At 36.3% G+C, this 17,889-nt stretch carries 13 protein-coding genes; 6 read left to right on the forward strand and 7 right to left on the reverse strand.

The genetic code is table 11. From position 1 onward, the window contains the following. Nucleotides 1–45: 45 nt before the first annotated feature. From ACS127_RS17055 to ACS127_RS17065, 3 genes are all read right to left on the reverse strand, one after another. Nucleotides 46–402, reverse strand: a complete 357-nt coding sequence (locus tag ACS127_RS17055; RefSeq protein WP_440896210.1) for a response regulator — start codon at nucleotides 400–402, stop codon at nucleotides 46–48. Nucleotides 403–423: 21 nt separating this feature from the next. Beyond that, complete coding sequence (locus ACS127_RS17060) at nucleotides 424–891, reverse strand: chemotaxis protein CheW (RefSeq protein ID WP_440896211.1); 468 nt, start codon at nucleotides 889–891, stop codon at nucleotides 424–426. A gap of 140 nt (nucleotides 892–1,031) precedes the next feature. Further along, entirely contained in the window at nucleotides 1,032–1,496 is a 465-nt protein-coding gene (locus ACS127_RS17065) for a chemotaxis protein CheX (protein WP_440896212.1), read from the reverse strand. Nucleotides 1,497–2,026: 530 nt separating this feature from the next. On the opposite strand from ACS127_RS17065, the gene ACS127_RS17070 reads away from it, so the two are divergent. The 5 genes from ACS127_RS17070 (at nucleotide 2,027) to ACS127_RS17090 (ending at nucleotide 7,248) form a co-directional block, all read left to right on the forward strand. After that, nucleotides 2,027–3,052: a siderophore ABC transporter substrate-binding protein gene (locus tag ACS127_RS17070; RefSeq protein WP_440896213.1), complete on the forward strand. Its 1,026-nt coding sequence runs from the start codon at nucleotides 2,027–2,029 to the stop codon at nucleotides 3,050–3,052. A 44-nt stretch (nucleotides 3,053–3,096) separates the two neighbouring features. Continuing rightward, nucleotides 3,097–4,086, forward strand: coding sequence for an ABC transporter permease (locus tag ACS127_RS17075; protein ID WP_440898170.1), 990 nt, complete (start codon nucleotides 3,097–3,099; stop codon nucleotides 4,084–4,086). Between the two features lie 124 nt (nucleotides 4,087–4,210). Next, the gene (locus ACS127_RS17080) at nucleotides 4,211–5,146 is read left to right on the forward strand and encodes an iron chelate uptake ABC transporter family permease subunit (RefSeq protein ID WP_440898171.1); all 936 of its coding nucleotides are present in this window, start codon (nucleotides 4,211–4,213) and stop codon (nucleotides 5,144–5,146) included. Between the two features lie 767 nt (nucleotides 5,147–5,913). Beyond that, on the forward strand, nucleotides 5,914–6,432 hold the full coding sequence (locus tag ACS127_RS17085) for a transposase family protein (RefSeq protein WP_440896214.1): 519 nt from the start codon (nucleotides 5,914–5,916) through the stop codon (nucleotides 6,430–6,432). A gap of 12 nt (nucleotides 6,433–6,444) precedes the next feature. Continuing rightward, a complete protein-coding gene (locus tag ACS127_RS17090; protein ID WP_440896215.1) occupies nucleotides 6,445–7,248 on the forward strand; it encodes an ISL3 family transposase in 804 nt (267 codons plus the stop codon). 311 nt (nucleotides 7,249–7,559) lie between these two features. Here the strand turns inward: ACS127_RS17090 and ACS127_RS17095 are convergent, their stop codons facing one another. From ACS127_RS17095 to ACS127_RS17110, 4 genes are all read right to left on the reverse strand, one after another. Beyond that, nucleotides 7,560–8,324, reverse strand: coding sequence for an iron ABC transporter ATP-binding protein (locus ACS127_RS17095; protein WP_440896216.1), 765 nt, complete (start codon nucleotides 8,322–8,324; stop codon nucleotides 7,560–7,562). A 662-nt stretch (nucleotides 8,325–8,986) separates the two neighbouring features. Continuing rightward, the gene (addA, locus tag ACS127_RS17100; RefSeq protein ID WP_440896217.1) at nucleotides 8,987–12,706 is read right to left on the reverse strand and encodes a helicase-exonuclease AddAB subunit AddA; all 3,720 of its coding nucleotides are present in this window, start codon (nucleotides 12,704–12,706) and stop codon (nucleotides 8,987–8,989) included. Nucleotides 12,707–12,709: 3 nt separating this feature from the next. Then, nucleotides 12,710–16,177, reverse strand: a complete 3,468-nt coding sequence (addB, locus tag ACS127_RS17105) for a helicase-exonuclease AddAB subunit AddB (protein WP_440896218.1) — start codon at nucleotides 16,175–16,177, stop codon at nucleotides 12,710–12,712. A gap of 152 nt (nucleotides 16,178–16,329) precedes the next feature. Then, nucleotides 16,330–16,992, reverse strand: coding sequence for a TVP38/TMEM64 family protein (locus ACS127_RS17110; RefSeq protein ID WP_440898172.1), 663 nt, complete (start codon nucleotides 16,990–16,992; stop codon nucleotides 16,330–16,332). Between the two features lie 430 nt (nucleotides 16,993–17,422). On the opposite strand from ACS127_RS17110, the gene ACS127_RS17115 reads away from it, so the two are divergent. Continuing rightward, nucleotides 17,423–17,800, forward strand: coding sequence for a hypothetical protein (locus ACS127_RS17115; RefSeq protein WP_440896219.1), 378 nt, complete (start codon nucleotides 17,423–17,425; stop codon nucleotides 17,798–17,800). The last annotated feature ends 89 nt before the right edge of the window (nucleotides 17,801–17,889 follow it).

Below are 17,889 nucleotides of genomic sequence, written 5' to 3' on the forward strand. Positions count from 1 at the left end.
AACATTAAGTAGCTAGCGATATTTTATTTATGTAGAATCTCGTTTTTAAAATATCTTCCCAATCGCTTGTTTAATTCGTTCTTGATCAAATGGTTTTACAATAAAATCCTTCGCACCAGCTTGAATTGCTTCTAACACCATTTGTTGTTGTCCCATAGCTGAACACATGACGATTGTTGCATTTGGATCATTCTGTTTAATTCCTTTGACTGCTTCCACACCATTCATCTCAGGCATTGTAATATCCATGGTCACTAGTTCTGGCTTTAATTCATTATATAATTCAATAGCCATTTGTCCATTTTCAGCTTCACCCACAACCTCATGTCCTAACGATTCAAAAATATTCTTTAATTGCATACGCATAAAAGCTGCATCATCTGTTACTAAAATACGAGCCATTTCTCTATTTCTCCCCTATCTTTAATTCTCTTCTTCTTCAACAACTTGTTTTACTTCTGTTAGTTCTTCATAATTTAATACATAGGATAAATCGATGATTAATAATAAGCGATCTTCGAGCTTAGCTACACCACTTAAGAAATTAGCATTAATTCCTTTAATTGTCGTTGGAGCGGGCTCAATTATCGTCTCATCAATATCAATGACATCAGAAGCAGCATCAACAAGAAAACCAACAGAAACCCCATCAACTAATGAGACGAGCATTCTAGACTGATCGGTTTCATCTGATTTAGGTAAACTCATTCGCGTTTTCAAATCAATAACAGGAATAACATCACCACGTAACTTGGTAATCCCTTCAATAAAATCAGAAACCTTTGGTAAAGGAACAATCTCCAGTAATCGTTCAATCGAAACAATTTGTTGGATACTTGCTCCATATTCTTGTCCATTTAATTGAAAAACAATAAACTTTTCAGTACTCATATGCTTAACCCCTTTACCTTACTATAATGTCTCAATTATACCATGATTAACGACCTATTACCCTGACAATCTGCTAAATTAAGCATAAACCCTCTAAATACATTTAACAATGATGACTTTTGTCATATTTAGTCACTACTTTATTGATTGATCAGTAAGTAAATAGCTATTTTTTTACTCTCTGAATATTCAATTTCAACAAGCAATGCACGCTTAAATCCAGTAAGCTGTGCGTCTCCTTTTAAAACGGTCGGATGTGTAATATCTGTTTTAATATCTTTTTCTGCTAAATACGTAGATAGACTCCCAGCAATCATATTACCAAGTTCACCAGCAAACGATTCTAACATGTCATTTGACAAAGGCATACCAAACATTACTTCACCAATTTCACCAATAAAAGCCTCATCTGATCGTAAAACGAGTTCTCCTTTTAATCCGCCAGTAAACCCAATCATCACGCCAAAATTAACCGTTAAAGGCGGATTAATCAATTGGGGTGCACCTATATTTGGTTCAAGCGGTATAATATTTTTTACCGCAAATATAGTTCCATTGTATACTTCCTTGATTACTGCATTGATGTTATTTGTTTTCACAGTCATTACTTTTCCCCTTCTCTTATAAAAGCTCAATTTAGATGAAGCCTTTATCCTATATCTTTTAAGCTATATTACTATTTTCGGTCATGTTGACCTAGTTATAAAGTCTTTTTACGTTTTTCCAACAAAAAAATATTATAAACATTGAGTTTCCGCATAAACACTGAATTCACCTACAAAGATATTCTCTCTTTTAACATTTATCGCTACAACATCACATGCTTTTGGTTTCGAGGCCCTATGACTACGATAGAATTAGCTGCAAAGTTGGCGTATCAATAAGCTTAAAGTCCCTAAAATACGAATAAGAGCAAGTTTACCATTAACAACTAAAGTTACTAAAATACAGTTGACAGCATTTTTTGATTTGCTATACTTAAATAAAGTTATTGAGAGTGAGAATCAATATCATTTAGAATGTATGGTTGTTGTGCACTATAGTGAAATACAAAAATAACAAAGATATTAATTTCATTAATTCAATAATTTACCCATCTATAAAACTGATATATAATAAAAGGAGAGGTGTATAAATGAAAAAAGGTCACTTTTTCAGACTAAGTTTTAGTGTAGCGATAATTGCAATTTTTGCTTTGATGTTAGCAGCTTGCTCAAATTCAAATAATGAAACACCAGAAAGTAATGGGCAAGAAGATGATTCTTCCGAGGATGCAACAGTTGAAATCACAGACGCACATGGAACTGTCACTGTACCTGTAAATCCAGAGAATGTTGTTTCTTTGGATAGTAGAAGCTTTGAAACTTTAGCTAGTTGGGACATTGAATTAGTAGCTGCTCCAAGAGATTTAATACCAGCAGGAATACCATATGCAGACGACGAATCAATTCAAAACATAGGGAACCATCGCGAACCAAACCTTGAAATTATAGCTGCCGCAGATCCTGAACTTGTTATTGTTGGTCAAAGATTTGGTGGCTTTTATGAAGAAATAAAAGCATTAGTGCCCAATGCAGCCGTTATTGATCTTAATATCGATGTTTCAGAAGAAGCTGATACACCAGGAGATAACTTAGTAAATGGATTTAAGGATATTACAACCTCTTTAGGACTCATTTTTGATAAGAGCGAAGAAGCTGAACAATTGATAGCTGATTTTGATCAAGCTACTGATGCGGCCAAATCTGCATATAATGGAACAGATACAATTATGAGTGTTGTCGTATCTGGTGGAGATATTAATTTTTCAGCACCTCAATCTGGTCGTGTTTGGGGACCATTGTATGATATTTTCGACTGGACTCCATCATTAGAAATTGACCATGCTTCTTCAGACCATCAAGGCGATGATATTTCTGTTGAGGCGATTGCGGAAACTAATCCTGATTGGATTTTTGTAATGGATCGTGATGCTGGAACATCTTCTACAGAGGATACAGTTCCTGCTCAGGATGTTATTGATAATGCACCTGCTCTTCAAAATACAACCGCTATTACTGAAGAACAGTTATATTATGCCCCAGCGGATACGTATACAAATGAATCAATTGAAACATTTATAAAGATGTTTGAAGAAATTGCAGATACTTTAGCTCAATAGTATAGAGGAGTATAACTATAGTGCCAAAAAATATAACACATAAAATGTTTGGGGCTGGGAATTCTCAGCCCCAAAACTATAATCATCAAAATATTTGGACGAAACCTTTTATTTTAGCAATCATTATTGTTATTATTCTAGGTATTATTTCTATGTTTACTGGCGTTTATGACCTAAGAGGACATGAGGATGGAATGGAAATGTTTTTCATCACTCGTATTCCAAGGACAGCATCACTGATGCTGACTGGAGCTGCAATGGCAATGTCAGGACTCGTCATGCAGCTTATCACACAGAATCGCTTAGTGGAACCCACTACTACAGGAACGATCGAATGGGCAGGACTAGGACTGATTTTTGTTTATTTATTATTTCCTGCTCCCTCTTTGGTTCTAAGAATGACTGGCGCAATCATTTTTTCCTTTATAGGAACGATGGTTTTCTTTTTGTTTTTAAGAAGTGTTAAACTTCGTTCGTCTTTAATTGTCCCGATTATTGGCATTATGCTTGGATCGGTCGTTTCTGCAATCTCCACTTTTGTTGGACTCATTTTTCAAATGACGCAAAATATTGAAACTTGGTTTATAGGATCTTTTGCATCGATTCAAACTGGAAGGTATGAGTTTTTGTGGCTGATTATTTTAGTTACTTTTCTTATTTTTATTTATGCTGATCGATTGACTTTAGCTAGCTTAGGAGAAGATGTCACAACAAGTCTAGGCGTAAATTATAATAAGATCGTTCTCATTGGTACTGCTCTTATCGCCTTTGCAGTTGGAACGGTTGCAGCCGTTATTGGAAACTTACCTTTCTTAGGCTTAATTGTACCCAATATTATTTCAATGTTTAGAGGTGATGATCTCAGAAGTAATTTACCTTGGGTATGTGTGGTAGGAATGGGAACTCTAACTGCTGCTGACCTCATTTCTCGGACAATCATAAGTCCGTTTGAAGTACCTGTCTCTTTAATACTTGGTACAGTGGGTGCAGTCGTCTTTATTGTTATTTTATTGAGAAGAAGGAGGCTAGGATAACGAATTGAAACACACTAATGAAAAAAAAGGCAAACTTAATTCTAGCCTTCCTAATGAAAAAAGAGCTAATAAAGCTTTTCGCTCTAAAAAAGAAGAAAGGCGTTATTGGATTTTGCTGATAACAATGATTGCTTTAGGGCTTCTTTCTTCATATGGGCTTTTAGTTTATAATAACCCAGTTCCAGTAGATTCCCCTTCCTTTATCCCAGTTGTTCAAAGAAGGATAGTTGCTGTTATTGCAATGATTATTGCCGCAACTTGCCAGAGTTTAGCAACCGTTGCCTTTCAATCGGTTACTAATAATCGGGTGATAACCCCTTCACTTTTAGGATTTGAGGCACTTTACACAACCATACAAACGAGTGCGATATTTTTATTTGGTGCGACTGCGTTTATAGGTTTTAGTGGGATTGGGTCATTTTTATTTCAAGTTATTCTTATGGTATTGATGTGTTTAATCCTTTATGGCTGGCTACTATCTGGGAGGTATGGCAATTTACAGCTCATGCTCTTAGTTGGAATTATTATTGGAACTGGCTTAAGGTCTTTGTCAACTTTTATGAGAAAATTGCTTGCTCCGTCTGAATTTGATATTTTGCAAGCAAGATTATTTGGCTCAGTTAATAATGCAGATCCCGAATATTTTCCGATTGTCATTCCAATAGTCATCATTGTCGCATTGCTTCTGCTTCTTTTTTCTAGGCGTTTAAATGTCATGTCACTTGGTAAGGACATCTCTAGTTCTTTAGGCATTAATCATCAATTTAGCGTTATTTATACTCTTGTTCTAGTTGCGATTTTGATGTCAATCTCAACAGCTTTGGTTGGACCGCTTACTTTCTTTGGATTTTTAGTAGCAACCATGAGTTATCAGTTAGCACCCACTTATGACCATAGATATATTTTTCCAATGGCTCTTGCAACAGGATTTTTGATTTTAACAGGGGCATATTTTATTATGAATCATGTCTTTAATGCTCAGGGTGTCGTTTCAATTATAATTGAAATCGTTGGCGGAGTATCATTTTTAATTATAGTCCTAAGAAGAAAAACTTTATGATAAAGATTGATAGTCTTTAAAGGCACACGATGTTAAGAAAATAAGATTTAAATTCTTAATTCTGCATCATTAATCATGTAATATATAGTCAGTCATGAGCCTATATTTAATGGGCTTTTCTAATTTTTAACGCTCACCTTAGAGGTAAAACAGTCAGACATTAAATCATCTGGAGACTCTAACGGAAAAAGCGCAAGCTGAAGGTCCACTTAATCAAGTAATTTGGGCTTGACTAAGTTAGCTGAATCCCGTACCTGTAGAAAGTGGAATGCCCTCAAAGGATACCTTTATCGTATGCATAATCTAGGTTAATAGTTATAATTCTTAGAAGTAGTGGAAATAGCAGAGAATAACTGATCGCAAGAACTAAATATGACGACAGCAAATCTTTTTGGTTGTACAATATATAGCGTTGGTGAGTAAAAAAACAGAACTCATTGACGCTATATTTTTATTTAAATATTTTATGATTTGTCTCATTTATAACTCACGTTATAAACCCGCAGTTAGCCGAACCTTCGCGTTCCATGGGCACGACCTCAGCTAGCTAAGAAAAGCTTAAAAAGCTTTTCTTAGCGGATCTTCGGACGCGTGCTGTTCCCATAGGAGTCTACGGTTCGGCTAACTGCTAATCATCAAATCGTCCGATTTGTCGCAGATCAATTTGTGATGGATGATTCATATTTTTAAATTTAAATATAGAAAACAAGTGAGTTTCCCTTTAGAATTGAAGTCGACTAAAACCATAATCCTAGGAGGGAACTCACTTGTCTACTTGTAATGATATAAGATTTCTGATCGATGTTCAAGATGAAAATATAACTTTTTCACCTGGTTGTGTGACACTCGGTGAATACAACGGGAAGCCGTGTAAATTTATTAGTGGTGAATTGACTTATGACCCAACCCATTGTGAAAAGTGTGGGATCAAGAATGAAAACTACGTCGTGATTAGAAATGGGAAACAAACATCTAGGATTACCTTGCCAATGGCGGGTACCTCATTAACCTTTCTTAAACTAAAGAAACAGCGTTTTTTCTGTAAAGCGTGTCGGAGTAGTTTTACGGCTAAAACCTCAATTGTTGAAACAAGCTGTCATATTTCAAATCAATCAAAGGCGATGATTATTTTGAAAAGCGGTGAAGCACAGTCTATAAAATCACTTTCTAGAGATTGTTCTGTATCTTGGCACACTGCTCAACGAGAGATTGATAAAACAGTACAATCCATCAAGCACCATCACCAGGCATTACCCGAAAATTTATCATTTGATGAATTTAAATAGGCAAAAGGATTGATGGCCTTTGAATATATTAATACTGAAACAGGTGATATTTTAGACATTTTAGAAGCGCGTACAAGCCGTGTGATAAAAAATCATTTTATCGCCAACTATAGCCTTAATGACCGTCGACATGTCAAAACAATCACCATTGATATGAACGCTAGCTATGTTCATGTCATTCAAGAGATTTCCCCTCGGGCTGAGATTATCATTGACCGTTTTCACTTAGTTCAATTGATTAATCGATCAATGAATAAAACACGTGTGAAAATCATGAATCGATTCAAGACATCAAATCGTGAGGACATGAAAAAATACCGTTGGCTAAAGCGATACTGGAAGCTCATATTAAAAAGTGAAAGGAAACGATCTTCTACAAATGACAAATATTATTCTTTGTTTGGGCAACGGCTAGAGAAAAGTATTGTTGAAGAAATGTTAAGCTATGATCCTGAGTTAAAAGCAAATGATGAACTTTATCAACGTTTATTAAAGGCGATTGACATGAACCTTTTTAAAGGATTAGAAAGTGTATTAAAAGAGCGAAGCTCTTCTCTTATCTCTAGTCACATGAGAACAAGCTTAAAGACGTTAAGAAAGCATCTCCCTTATATCAAGAATAGTTTTACGTATCCATATAATAATGGTCGAATGGAAGGAATAAACAACAAGATTAAGGTACTAAGTAAAGTAGCGTATGGCTATCGGAACTTTTATAATTATAAAAAACGCATTATGATCCATTTCAAATTCAAAGCAATCGAAACAAAGTCATTAAATAATAAACAAAAAGAATCACGAATCAAAGCAACCTAACGGCTACTTTGATTCGTGATAAACAACTAAATATATGTTGGCTAAAATTCCTCACCAACGTTACTTGACGTAGAACCCTTTTTGATTTGCTGTCGTTTTTGATGGGTATAGAAAATAGGTGGGTATCACTAGCATTGCATAAAGCGAAACTTCAATTAGTGGGGGTTAGGCCTACATGATGTGGAGCATACAGAACTTTTCGACGTGATAAATAACCGCAACACACGACGTGGTGATTATAGATTATAGCCTCTGTGACCACCGTCGTGTTTGTTGTTAGGAGTTTTACAGACGGTTATCTGTGTTAAAATTTAATGAGAGTCAAAGTACACACAAAAACGACAATTATTCTGCATATGAACGGGAATATGCATATCATAGATTTCATTTAATGCCTCTGAATTAATAATTTCATGTGTTGGACCTTGTTTTACAAGACGTCCATCTTTTAAAGCAACGATTTGATCCGAATAAACTGAAGCGAAGTTGATATCGTGCAGTACGATGATAACAGTTTTACCTAGTTCATTAACAAGCTTACGTAATATTTTCATAATCTGCACAGAATGCTTCATATCCAAATTATTCAATGGTTCATCCAGTAAAATATATTCTGTATCTTGGGCAATAACCATAGCAATAAATGCACGTTGCTTTTGACCACCAGACAGCTCATCTAAGAATTTATGCTGGATATCTGTTAAGTTCAAATATTCAATGGCTTGATTAATGATTCGATTATCTTCTTCATTTAGGCGACCTTTTGAGTACGGATAACGGCCAAACGATACCAGTTGTCGAATCGTTAATTTCACATTTAAAAAATTCGCTTGTCTTAATATGGCAATACGCTTAGCAAATTCAGTCGATTTCATTTTCTTTATATTATTTTTATCAAGTAAAACTTCGCCTGTATCTGCATCGAGTAATCGACTTACCATGGAAAGTAATGTTGATTTCCCTGCACCATTTGGTCCAATAAACGATGTGATTTTATTAGGTTTAATTTGAACCGATATATCTTTTACAATAGATTTATTTCCGTAACTCTTTGTTAGTTCTTTAATTTCAATCATTTCTCTAACCGCCTTTCTTTAAAACATTAAATACATAAAATAAGAATAGTCCGCAAGCACTATCATGGAGTTCCCTAAAACTAGCATCTAATAAAAAGTGGTTTTATTCATGTTCTACTATAAAAGCTACTAATAATCATTAGCTACTATCAAATTTAAATAGGAATGATATTCATTATCAATTACCGATAAAATTAGTATAGCAGATTTATATGGATAGTCAATGCAAATATCCAAGATGGTCGTGACAAGTTTTCAATTATTTATTCTTTTTAACTTCCATCGCACACTAAAATCAGGATGGAAACCTTGTTCGTATATATTAAACGAATGATTCGTCAGCCAAGTTGACTTTATTTGCTGGTTTCGACGCCTTCACAAATGGTTTTGATGAGATAAATAGTACCGATGAAAGACACGTAGCATTTGCATGGTTAGAATAAAATATCTTTCTTATTTTGTGGCTCAATTCCATCATACTCACGGAGCAAGTAAAGCTTCTTCAACGATATATTGCACAAAGAAAAGTGTTTCATATTTTATAAGAAGCAAGACATATCACTTCTGTTCAACAAAAAAACAACCTTATAAAATCAAATGTTATACTTGATTTTATAAGGCTTTCGTTTATTTTTATCAGACTTTATCTCATTCTGCTTTTTCTACAGATTAATCAACAAGGACTGATCAAAGAAGTACAAATAGGTTTGATAGATCTTCACCTGTAAAATTGTTTCTATCGCTTCTTTATACAATTTAATCTGTATCTGATAACGTTTTTTCAGACGGTTTATTTCCTGTTCATCTACCACCTTAGCAACTTGATCAGTTTTATAATCAACAATTACCCAGCCTTCATCTGTTTCAACAAGCAAATCAATAATCCCCTGTAAAAATAGCTGCTCTTCTTGCTCATTCTGCCAATTTTGATAAACTTGGCTTGCTGGAATCATCACACTAAAAGGAACCTCACGCTCGATTTTTTTAGCCACACTAATAACTTGGAAAGCTTCACTATTGAAAAATTGTTTGATGCCATGAATGTCAATCACATCTGCTTGTTGTTGGGTAAGAATTTCCTGAACGACTAATTGCTGAACATACTCAGTTAATCGATTCATATCCCATTGCTGATCAAATGGAATATGTTGCATAACCGTATGCATCGCTGTCCCAATCTCAGCTCTACTTAACCGTTTTTCCTGCTGCATAAAGGCCGGACGTTCAGTGATCTGTGGTTGAAACGGTCGAATCATATCTGTTGCTGCATTTTCATCAACTTGTTCTTGTTGTCGTTTGATTTCTGTGACAGATTGTTTAGCTCGGTGATTCGTTGCCTGTACATATTGATATTGAAAAGATAAACGGTCATGAACAAGTTGATCTTGAATTGGATCAAGTGCCTCAATCTCTTCCCCATTCACTATTTTACTCTTTAGATCAACCCATTCTTGTTGTTCCTCTAAAACAAATTGATAGTCTTGAGCATGTTCTAAGGTAATTTTCCACTGAGATGGGTCATTAAAAATCTGTTCAGGGATCTTAACTTCTTGTTGATCACCTCTCAATGCCTCACCTTGGCGATGACGAACCAAGCTAGTTCCTACCCAGTCCATGTATGTGGCCATCTCTAAACGCATCGCACTTGGGAGAATCCAGTCTGAATGGTCAGCCGCCTCTAACCATTTTGCTTGTTTTTTCGCAAAAGAATTGACTGTTCCGACCATAACAAGCTTTTCCTTCGCACGTGTTAAGGCAACATAGAGGACGCGCATCTCTTCAGCCCAAAGCTCGCGTTTCATATATTGTTTGATGCCATAATAAAGAAGTGTGGGATACATAATCCGTTTCTCTGGATCAATAAACCGACTGCCAAAACCATAATCCTTGTGTAAGAGATAACGTTGGCGTAAATCCTGTTGATTAAAAACCTTATCCATTGCACCCAAAATAACAATTGGGTATTCAAGTCCCTTACTCTTATGAATCGTTGTGATCCGAACAACATCCTCCTGTTCTCCAAGAGCTCTAGCTGCCCCAAGGTCCTCGCCACGATCCTCCATCCGTTCAATCATTCGTAGAAATCGAAATAGACCACGGAAGGAAGTTTGTTCATAGCCTCTTGCCCGATCATATAGAGCACGTAAATTCGCCTGTCGTTGACGACCACCAGGCATTCCAGCTACAAAATCATAATAGCCAGTTTCACGGTAAATTTGCCAAATCAAATCTGATAAACTTCCCTGCCTTGCTAAAGAACGCCAGTTGGCTAATTGATCTAAGAAGCGGCTTAATTTAGCTTTCAAACTTTTATCGGCAACTGTGGGTAAAAATGCTTGCAATGCTTCATAATAACTTACTCTTTGGTTCACTAATCGAATTTGAGCAAGTTCTTCTTCATTAATCCCAACGATAGGTGATTTCAACACACTTGCTAAAGGGATATCTTGCTTTGCATTATCAATAATTCTCAGTAAATTTAACATCACTTTAATTTCAATTGCTTCTAAATAGCCTGTCGTTAACTCTGCATAGACAGGAATCCCTTGTTTTTTCAATTCTTCCATAATGGTTGATGCCCAAGTCATCGAACGTAATAAAATAACAATATCTCGATATTCAGCTGGACGACTTATCCCAGTGTCTTTATCAAAAATGAGCCTTGGTTCTGAATCACCTACACCTATCCAACTTTTGATTCGCTTAGCATAAGCACGAGCTTCAATTTCTGCTTTTGCCAAATCGAGTGTTGTTTCTTCCTCACCATCTTCAGTCTCCGTCATTTCCTGTTCTGATCGATCAATAATAACAAGTTCTGTTTCAAGATCAGACTGACTAGCCTCTTCATAACTTAGATTTCCGTATATTAATTCAGCATCCTGATCATAACTGATTTCCCCAACTTCTTCATCCAGTACTTGTCTGAAAATATAATTGACTGCTGTTAAAACTTGCTCTCTACTTCTAAAATTTTTAGCTAAATCGATTCGCCTTCCTGTATGGTCCTCTTCTGAAAAGCGTTTATATTTATCAATAAATAAAGACGGTTCAGCATGGCGGAAACGATAAATACTTTGCTTAACATCCCCCACCATAAATAGGTTTCCAGGTGCTTCTCTTGAAACCAATTTAATGATTGTTTCCTGCACCATATTGGTATCTTGATATTCATCAATTAAAACTTCTTCATACTTATGACGCAAGTCCTCCGCGACACTTGAAGGTTGCAAACTATTGGAATCACTGGACGGATCACATAGAATAGTGAGCGCATGGTGTTCCAAATCAGAAAAATCAACTAACCCTTTTTCTTTTTTTAACGCTTGATAGCGTGAGGTAAAATCCTTAACTAAAATGACGAGTTGTTTAACTGTTGGATATAAGGCATAAATATCATGAAAATGAGCGGCTAAATCTCGGGCAAACAATTGTTTAGCTAGATCATTCAGCCGTTTTTTACTCCGGTCGCGAAGTAATTTCACCCGATCCTTTTTATTTGGATCACAGTCCACTTTTTTTCTCGACAGTGCTTTGAAGGATAGATTTTGAAACGCACCTTGTAGATCATCCCAACCTAGCGCTAAATTAGCCTTTAGTTCTCGAACTAACATAAGGTCTGAATCAAGCGCCTCAGCATAATGATAAGGTCCATCACTTGCTCGAGTCATTTCCAGTGCTTGCTCTAAGTCAATGACTGATTGTTCTAATTGATCGCTGACCTCTTGCTTTAAGATATTTAGCCAAGCTAATTCTTTTTCATCAATTGAATCAACCAAATGATATTGGTTAGTAATTTGATCAAGCCATTGATCCGACCATGGATTTTGCATCGCAAAATCGTATAACCTTAAAATCAGTAATTCAACATCCTGATCACTTCGATCGCTCGAAAACCGATCAATAACATCAAAAAAGGCATCTTGTTTTTCAAATGACTCACCATACCAGTCTTCGAATAAATCCTCGATGACTTCTTGTCGTAAAAGATCTGCCTCGATATCATCAGCAATTCGAAAACCAGGATCAATATCAATTAAATAACTATAGCGTTTAACGAGATCTAAGCAAAAGGAGTGTAAGGTCGAAATCGAAGCCTGCTGTAATAGCGTTAATTGCTGCTTCAAGTGTTTTGATACAGGCTTAGCTTCTAAGGCTTGTTCAAGTGCTGCCGATACCCGATTGCGCATTTCCTGTGCTGCTGCATTAGTAAATGTAACGACTAATAGTTGATCAATATTAATCGGGTGATCCTCGCTAATCACTTTTTGAATAATCCGTTCTACAAGGACAGCGGTTTTTCCAGAACCAGCTGCCGCAGCAACTAAAGTATCTTGTCCAGCTGTATAAATGGCTTGTGTCTGTGCTTCTGTCCATTTTGGCATGATCTAGTTCCTCCTTTCCCGCATTTTATCAAGAATCATATCATCTTTCAGCACTGGCAGTTTTCGATAATGGTGGCTAGGCAAGCTTGGATCAAATTGACAGACCGATTTAAATGGACAGAATCGACAAGCTGTTTGATCCGCTTGTTGATAAGGGTTTAATTCTACTTCTCCATTTGTAATTGCTAGTCCAGCACTAGCAATCATTTGCCGAACATGATCTTGTAACATTTGAAATGTTTCTTTACTGGCAACTTGTGAGCCACTTCTAAACGAACCATCTTTTTTAAAACCAGCTGGGATAACTGGACTCATACCGGACGCCAAATCAGTATCCATCATTTGTACAATTTGTTCTTGATCAATCAGCAAGCCTTGCATCTTATATTTTTTAAATAATTTATCTTCAATGGCTGACTGGCTCAATGCTTCTTGCTCACTTAAGATTGGATCATGAACATGAAAGTAGAGCATCCCCGCAGGTGCAGCTTGTAAACCAAGCCAGCGTTCTGAATTTGTCAAAATAACATCAAGATACGCAAGCATTTGCAGAGCTAATCCATAATAAACCTCAACCAAATTCAATCCTTTGGCACTTGATTTATAATCAATGATTCGTAAATATAATTGTTCATCAATTCGAGCTTGATCAACTCGATCAATCCGTCCTCGCAAGATAAGCTCAACATCATTCGGTAACATCATCCGCACAGGATCAAGTGATTGTTGGCCTAACCCAAAGCCAACCTCTAAACCTACAGGAGCAAAGTCACTTTTCCGAGCTTGTTCACTTAACACATAAGTTGCACGTGCCACAATTTGTTCCAGCTTTGTCTGCATATATTGATAACGATTTGAACTATGCAGGATTTGATGTTGTAAAATCGGAGCTAACTTTTTTATCGCTCTCATGGCATATTCATTGGCTTGATCTTGATTTAAATCACTGAATGTACGCCCATCTTGCCCGATCCACTCCGTAATCGTTTTTAAGGCTTCATGAAATAGTTGACCAATGTCAGGCGCATCTAATTTATATGTTGGGCGATCTGTCAGTTTAAGCGTATACTGAGCAAAATGTTGGTAGGAACAACGGTGATACATTTCCATGCGAGATACACTTGCCTGAATTTCCTTTTGATAGATTGCTTCCGTTGTCTCCTGATTTAAATGAACGGGTTTATTTTGATAAAATAAACTTTGTAAAACATCCTGAATCATTGGGTCTTGATCCTTTTTAGCTAAAAACCAATTTAAGGCACTCCACCAGATCGAATCGATCGGATAAGACCGTTGATATTTAGCAAGTTGTGACGTAAGTGCTGATAAGGTTTTCTTCGGTGTTGTCACAAAACGATCAGCCTCGATCATTTCCTCTGGATCTTGCAACAAGATCGGCTCCGCTAAATGGGGAAATAGATTAGTTATTCGTTTGATGAGTGAAGCAGGCATTTTTGCTTTGCCTTCCGTATCGCTTAAAGGATAACTGATCCACATTCGGTCAGTAGCCAACATGACAGCTAAATAAATATAAAACCAATCATCAATCAACTGTTGTGTTTCACTATCAGCTAAGATAATTCCTTTCTCTTTTAAATGGTAACGCTCGTCCTCTGATAAAATTGTATCTACCTGTGGTTTAGCCGGCCAAGTGCCTTCGTTCACACCAAGTAATAAAGCTACTTTTACTCGCATGATTCGAGAACGGTCAATTGAGCCAACGACAACATGGTCAAGAGTTGGCGGGACATGACTATATGTTAATGTATCCAAACCAGCCTCTAGGGTTTGATAAAAGATTTCATTTGATAAAGTTTCTTCCCCAATCATTTCGACCATTTCATCTAGTAAATGAATCACTGCTTGCCAAACTTGTTCTTGTTCACGGGCTTGCTCGATTTTCCCCTCTTGATCTAACTGAGCTTGCCAATTCTCTAGTTCCTGACTTACACCTAGCTGTTCTAACCACTGATAGAGTACTGCTGCTTTCTCACGAACGGTATTTGCTTCACGAAAATCCTGATCAAAAGAGCTCATCATTATAACCACTTGATGACGATAAGCGTTTATCTTCTCTTCCATCAATTTTTCATAATCGGTTTGAGCTGCCTGGTCAAAACCTCTAAAGCGTTGGAATACCCAAGGTTCTTTACTGAGCCATTGTCCCCGTCCTCGAATACCATACTCAAGTGCATAATTTTCTATTGTATCAATGGCTTCTTGATCAAGGGGAAATTCCTTTTCTGTTGCAGGAATAAGCCCTGTTTTCAACATTCGAAAAACAGCATCGTACCGCCAATTTGTTAAAATAACATCTAAACCAGAGCGAATTAATTCGATTAATGGATGATGGATCATTGCTTTCTTTTCGTCAATAAAGACAGGAATCTGGTAATCAGCAAAAATTGTTTTAATTAAATCATGGTAAAGATCACTATCCCGCATTAAAATAGTAATATCTTTATAACGATACCCTTGATCGCGAACGAGTTTTAATATTTCTTGCGCAGCTCCTTCCACTTCTGCACGTGGATGAACAGCATAAGCAAGCTGTATTGGTGCTCCTTGCTCATAAACTGGGGAGGGACGCTTATCAAAATAACGCTCTAAATGAATGATATGTGGCGCTAAATCTTTTGCTGGTTCTATCCGTTCTACTTGAATCGCCTTTTTCCGTTCGGTTGCAAGAGCTTGTATCTGTACAAAGGTTTCCTTAGTCTGGCTAAAGATATCAAATGGAATCTGTTCATCAAGTTCTGAAGGTTCTAAAGTGAGTGTCACAGTCATTTTTTCAACATGATTCATCATTTGCCCAATAACAGCTTGCTCTTGGGGAGTAAAACGATGAAAGCCATCTACATAAACAATTGCATCTTTTAAATATGCGGATTGCGGTATTTTTTCAGCCAATAAACCTAGTCGGTCTTCTCCATCTATGTATTGATTAGCAAGGAGTTCGGTTAAAGATTGATAGAGATAGTGAAGATCAGCTAGCTTTTTGTTAAGAGCATCTGAGCGTTTCGACTCTTCAGTACTTGTTAATTGATCTGCTAACATCTCTGGTGTAATCCGATAACGCTTGAACTCAGTAATCATCGCATCTAATTGCTCTATAAAACCTTTTTTCTCAACTGACTTCTGAAAAATATGCCATTCTGTTTTTTTCTGTTCAATGATCTTCCTTAACATCATTTGAATGCCTGTCGAGCTAATAAAAGCTTTCGTTGCTCCGCCACATTCTTGAAGAATTCGAAAAGCAAGTCGCGAAAAGCTTAGGACTTGAGCTCGTACAGTGCCTTTTATTTGTTTATCTGCTAACAATTGATATTCCTGTTGAAAAGTCATTTGCTCTGGAACAAGATAAATAATCGGTCGTCCATAAGCATTTCTAAGTAATTCTGTTCTTATTTCATCAATACAGCGGTCACTTTTTGAAACGGTAGCTGGGCCAACTAATATACGAATAGACAATACCTTCTGCTCCTCTCATTTATAATCATGAACGATCATTTGTTCTGTATGACTATTTTAACATAAAACGAAAACTTTTGAACCGAAAAATATGGAGACAACTACATTTTAATAACATGAAAGAAGCCCCACTGCTATAGTGAAGCTACTAATTATTGCCCTGAAGATTCCCGATCAGCTAACTGATCAATTTCATCACTCTTATATAATTTTCGCTCAATTTGTTTTCCTAATAACCAAAATAGCGATATACCTACAGCTACTAAAATCGTTTTTACTGGATTCTCAGCAAAAGAGACTAAGCTACTGCCAACATAAGCTAATGAAAAAATCATCACTGTCTTTCCAAGTAATATCGCTAACGAAAATTGAAATAAACTGATTTTAGATAAAGCTGAGACTAAATTAATAATTGATGAAGGTGAAAATGGAAAACATAGCAGTACAAACAAAGGACCGAAGCCTCGTCTCTCTAACCAGCCTGTAATTCGCCGAACTTGGCGATTAGTGTGAATCCAACGAAATACTGCAATATGGCGAAAATGGCGAATAACTAGAAAAAGTGTAATCGAACCAATGGTTTCACCTATCCATGAGTAGAGGAAACCTTTCAATAAACCATATGCAGCTGCATTTGTCATCACAATAACAATTAAAGGCAAGAATGGTAGAAAGGATTCAATAAAGGGCAATAATATTCCTGGCAATGGACCTAATCCTTCATAAAAAACAAGCAGCTTTTCAATCAATGTATCATATTGATTGGTTTCAAGAAGCTCGCGTACTTGCTCAATCGTTAATGTTTCTGCTATCATTCGATACAATAAACCCTCCCCCTCTCATGAAAATGATTTAACTTGTTCAGCAAAACATAAAAAGCTTCGCCAGTGAGAAAATAGACAAAAAATCGACTTGTATATTCAGTAAGTCCCTCACTTTTTTCAGTGATGAAATACAGACTGTCATACTCTTTAAGTCAAAGGGTCATTCACACATCTTGCTGACAAGCAGATTTCCGGTTAATCCTTGCACATTCTGGCAATAAGGATGAGATAACTCGCTTCCATCAAAAGTCATGTAATAGAAAGCCAGAAATTTTAACCAACACCTGCTTTTTCATCCTCTTTTTGAACACACACTATTACTAAGTATTCCCTAAAAGAAAATCAGCATAACCCCTTTTCATTTCTAATCTTTTAGATTATACTAGAACATATGTTCCTAACCACAGGAGGAGGATGAGATATGCGTTATTTAACAGAGAATGAATACACATTGGTCTCTCGATTTCTTTTCTTATCAATGGCGATAACTGTGATCGAAAAAGATCGTGTCGTTATTGAAAACGGAGCAGGTTTAAAAATTAAAGAACCCTACCTCGCTTTGTTAAAGCGGATGGAGCAAGAAGCTTTGCTTGAACGTCAACAATTGCGTAAATATATGTATGACCAAAAGCTAAAGGTTGTTGCTTTAGAACGGAATGACACATTCACAGCCTATCTTTTTATTTGCCAAAATCGCGAGGAAAAACGGAATTTTTTCAATCCAGCAATTCGAAAAAAAGTTGAACATATTTTAGCAGAATTAATGTCGAAAAGCTACCATGAAGAGAATATTTCTTAATATAGATACACTTTTGAACTCGTGAAATAAGCAGACCTTTTCTAGAATTTATGAAAAAACAGATCCTCAATAGAACATTTTCTATCAGG

Origin of the sequence: Amphibacillus sp. Q70, from assembly GCF_052055485.1 — a bacterium.
Classification (GTDB): domain Bacteria; phylum Bacillota; class Bacilli; order Bacillales; family Amphibacillaceae; genus Amphibacillus.

Coding starts and splice junctions, on each gene's coding strand:
- ACS127_RS17095 (WP_440896216.1), bottom strand. CDS start 8,324: ATGATTGAAATTAAAGAACTAACAAAGAGTTACGGAAATAAATCTATT.
- ACS127_RS17075 (WP_440898170.1), top strand. CDS start 3,097: ATGTTTGGGGCTGGGAATTCTCAGCCCCAAAACTATAATCATCAAAAT.
- addA (WP_440896217.1), bottom strand. CDS start 12,706: ATGCCAAAATGGACAGAAGCACAGACACAAGCCATTTATACAGCTGGA.
- ACS127_RS17070 (WP_440896213.1), top strand. CDS start 2,027: ATGAAAAAAGGTCACTTTTTCAGACTAAGTTTTAGTGTAGCGATAATT.
- ACS127_RS17110 (WP_440898172.1), bottom strand. CDS start 16,992: ATGATAGCAGAAACATTAACGATTGAGCAAGTACGCGAGCTTCTTGAA.
- ACS127_RS17060 (WP_440896211.1), bottom strand. CDS start 891: ATGAGTACTGAAAAGTTTATTGTTTTTCAATTAAATGGACAAGAATAT.
- ACS127_RS17065 (WP_440896212.1), bottom strand. CDS start 1,496: ATGACTGTGAAAACAAATAACATCAATGCAGTAATCAAGGAAGTATAC.
- ACS127_RS17080 (WP_440898171.1), top strand. CDS start 4,211: ATGATTGCTTTAGGGCTTCTTTCTTCATATGGGCTTTTAGTTTATAAT.
- ACS127_RS17115 (WP_440896219.1), top strand. CDS start 17,423: ATGCGTTATTTAACAGAGAATGAATACACATTGGTCTCTCGATTTCTT.
- ACS127_RS17090 (WP_440896215.1), top strand. CDS start 6,445: ATGGCCTTTGAATATATTAATACTGAAACAGGTGATATTTTAGACATT.
- ACS127_RS17055 (WP_440896210.1), bottom strand. CDS start 402: ATGGCTCGTATTTTAGTAACAGATGATGCAGCTTTTATGCGTATGCAA.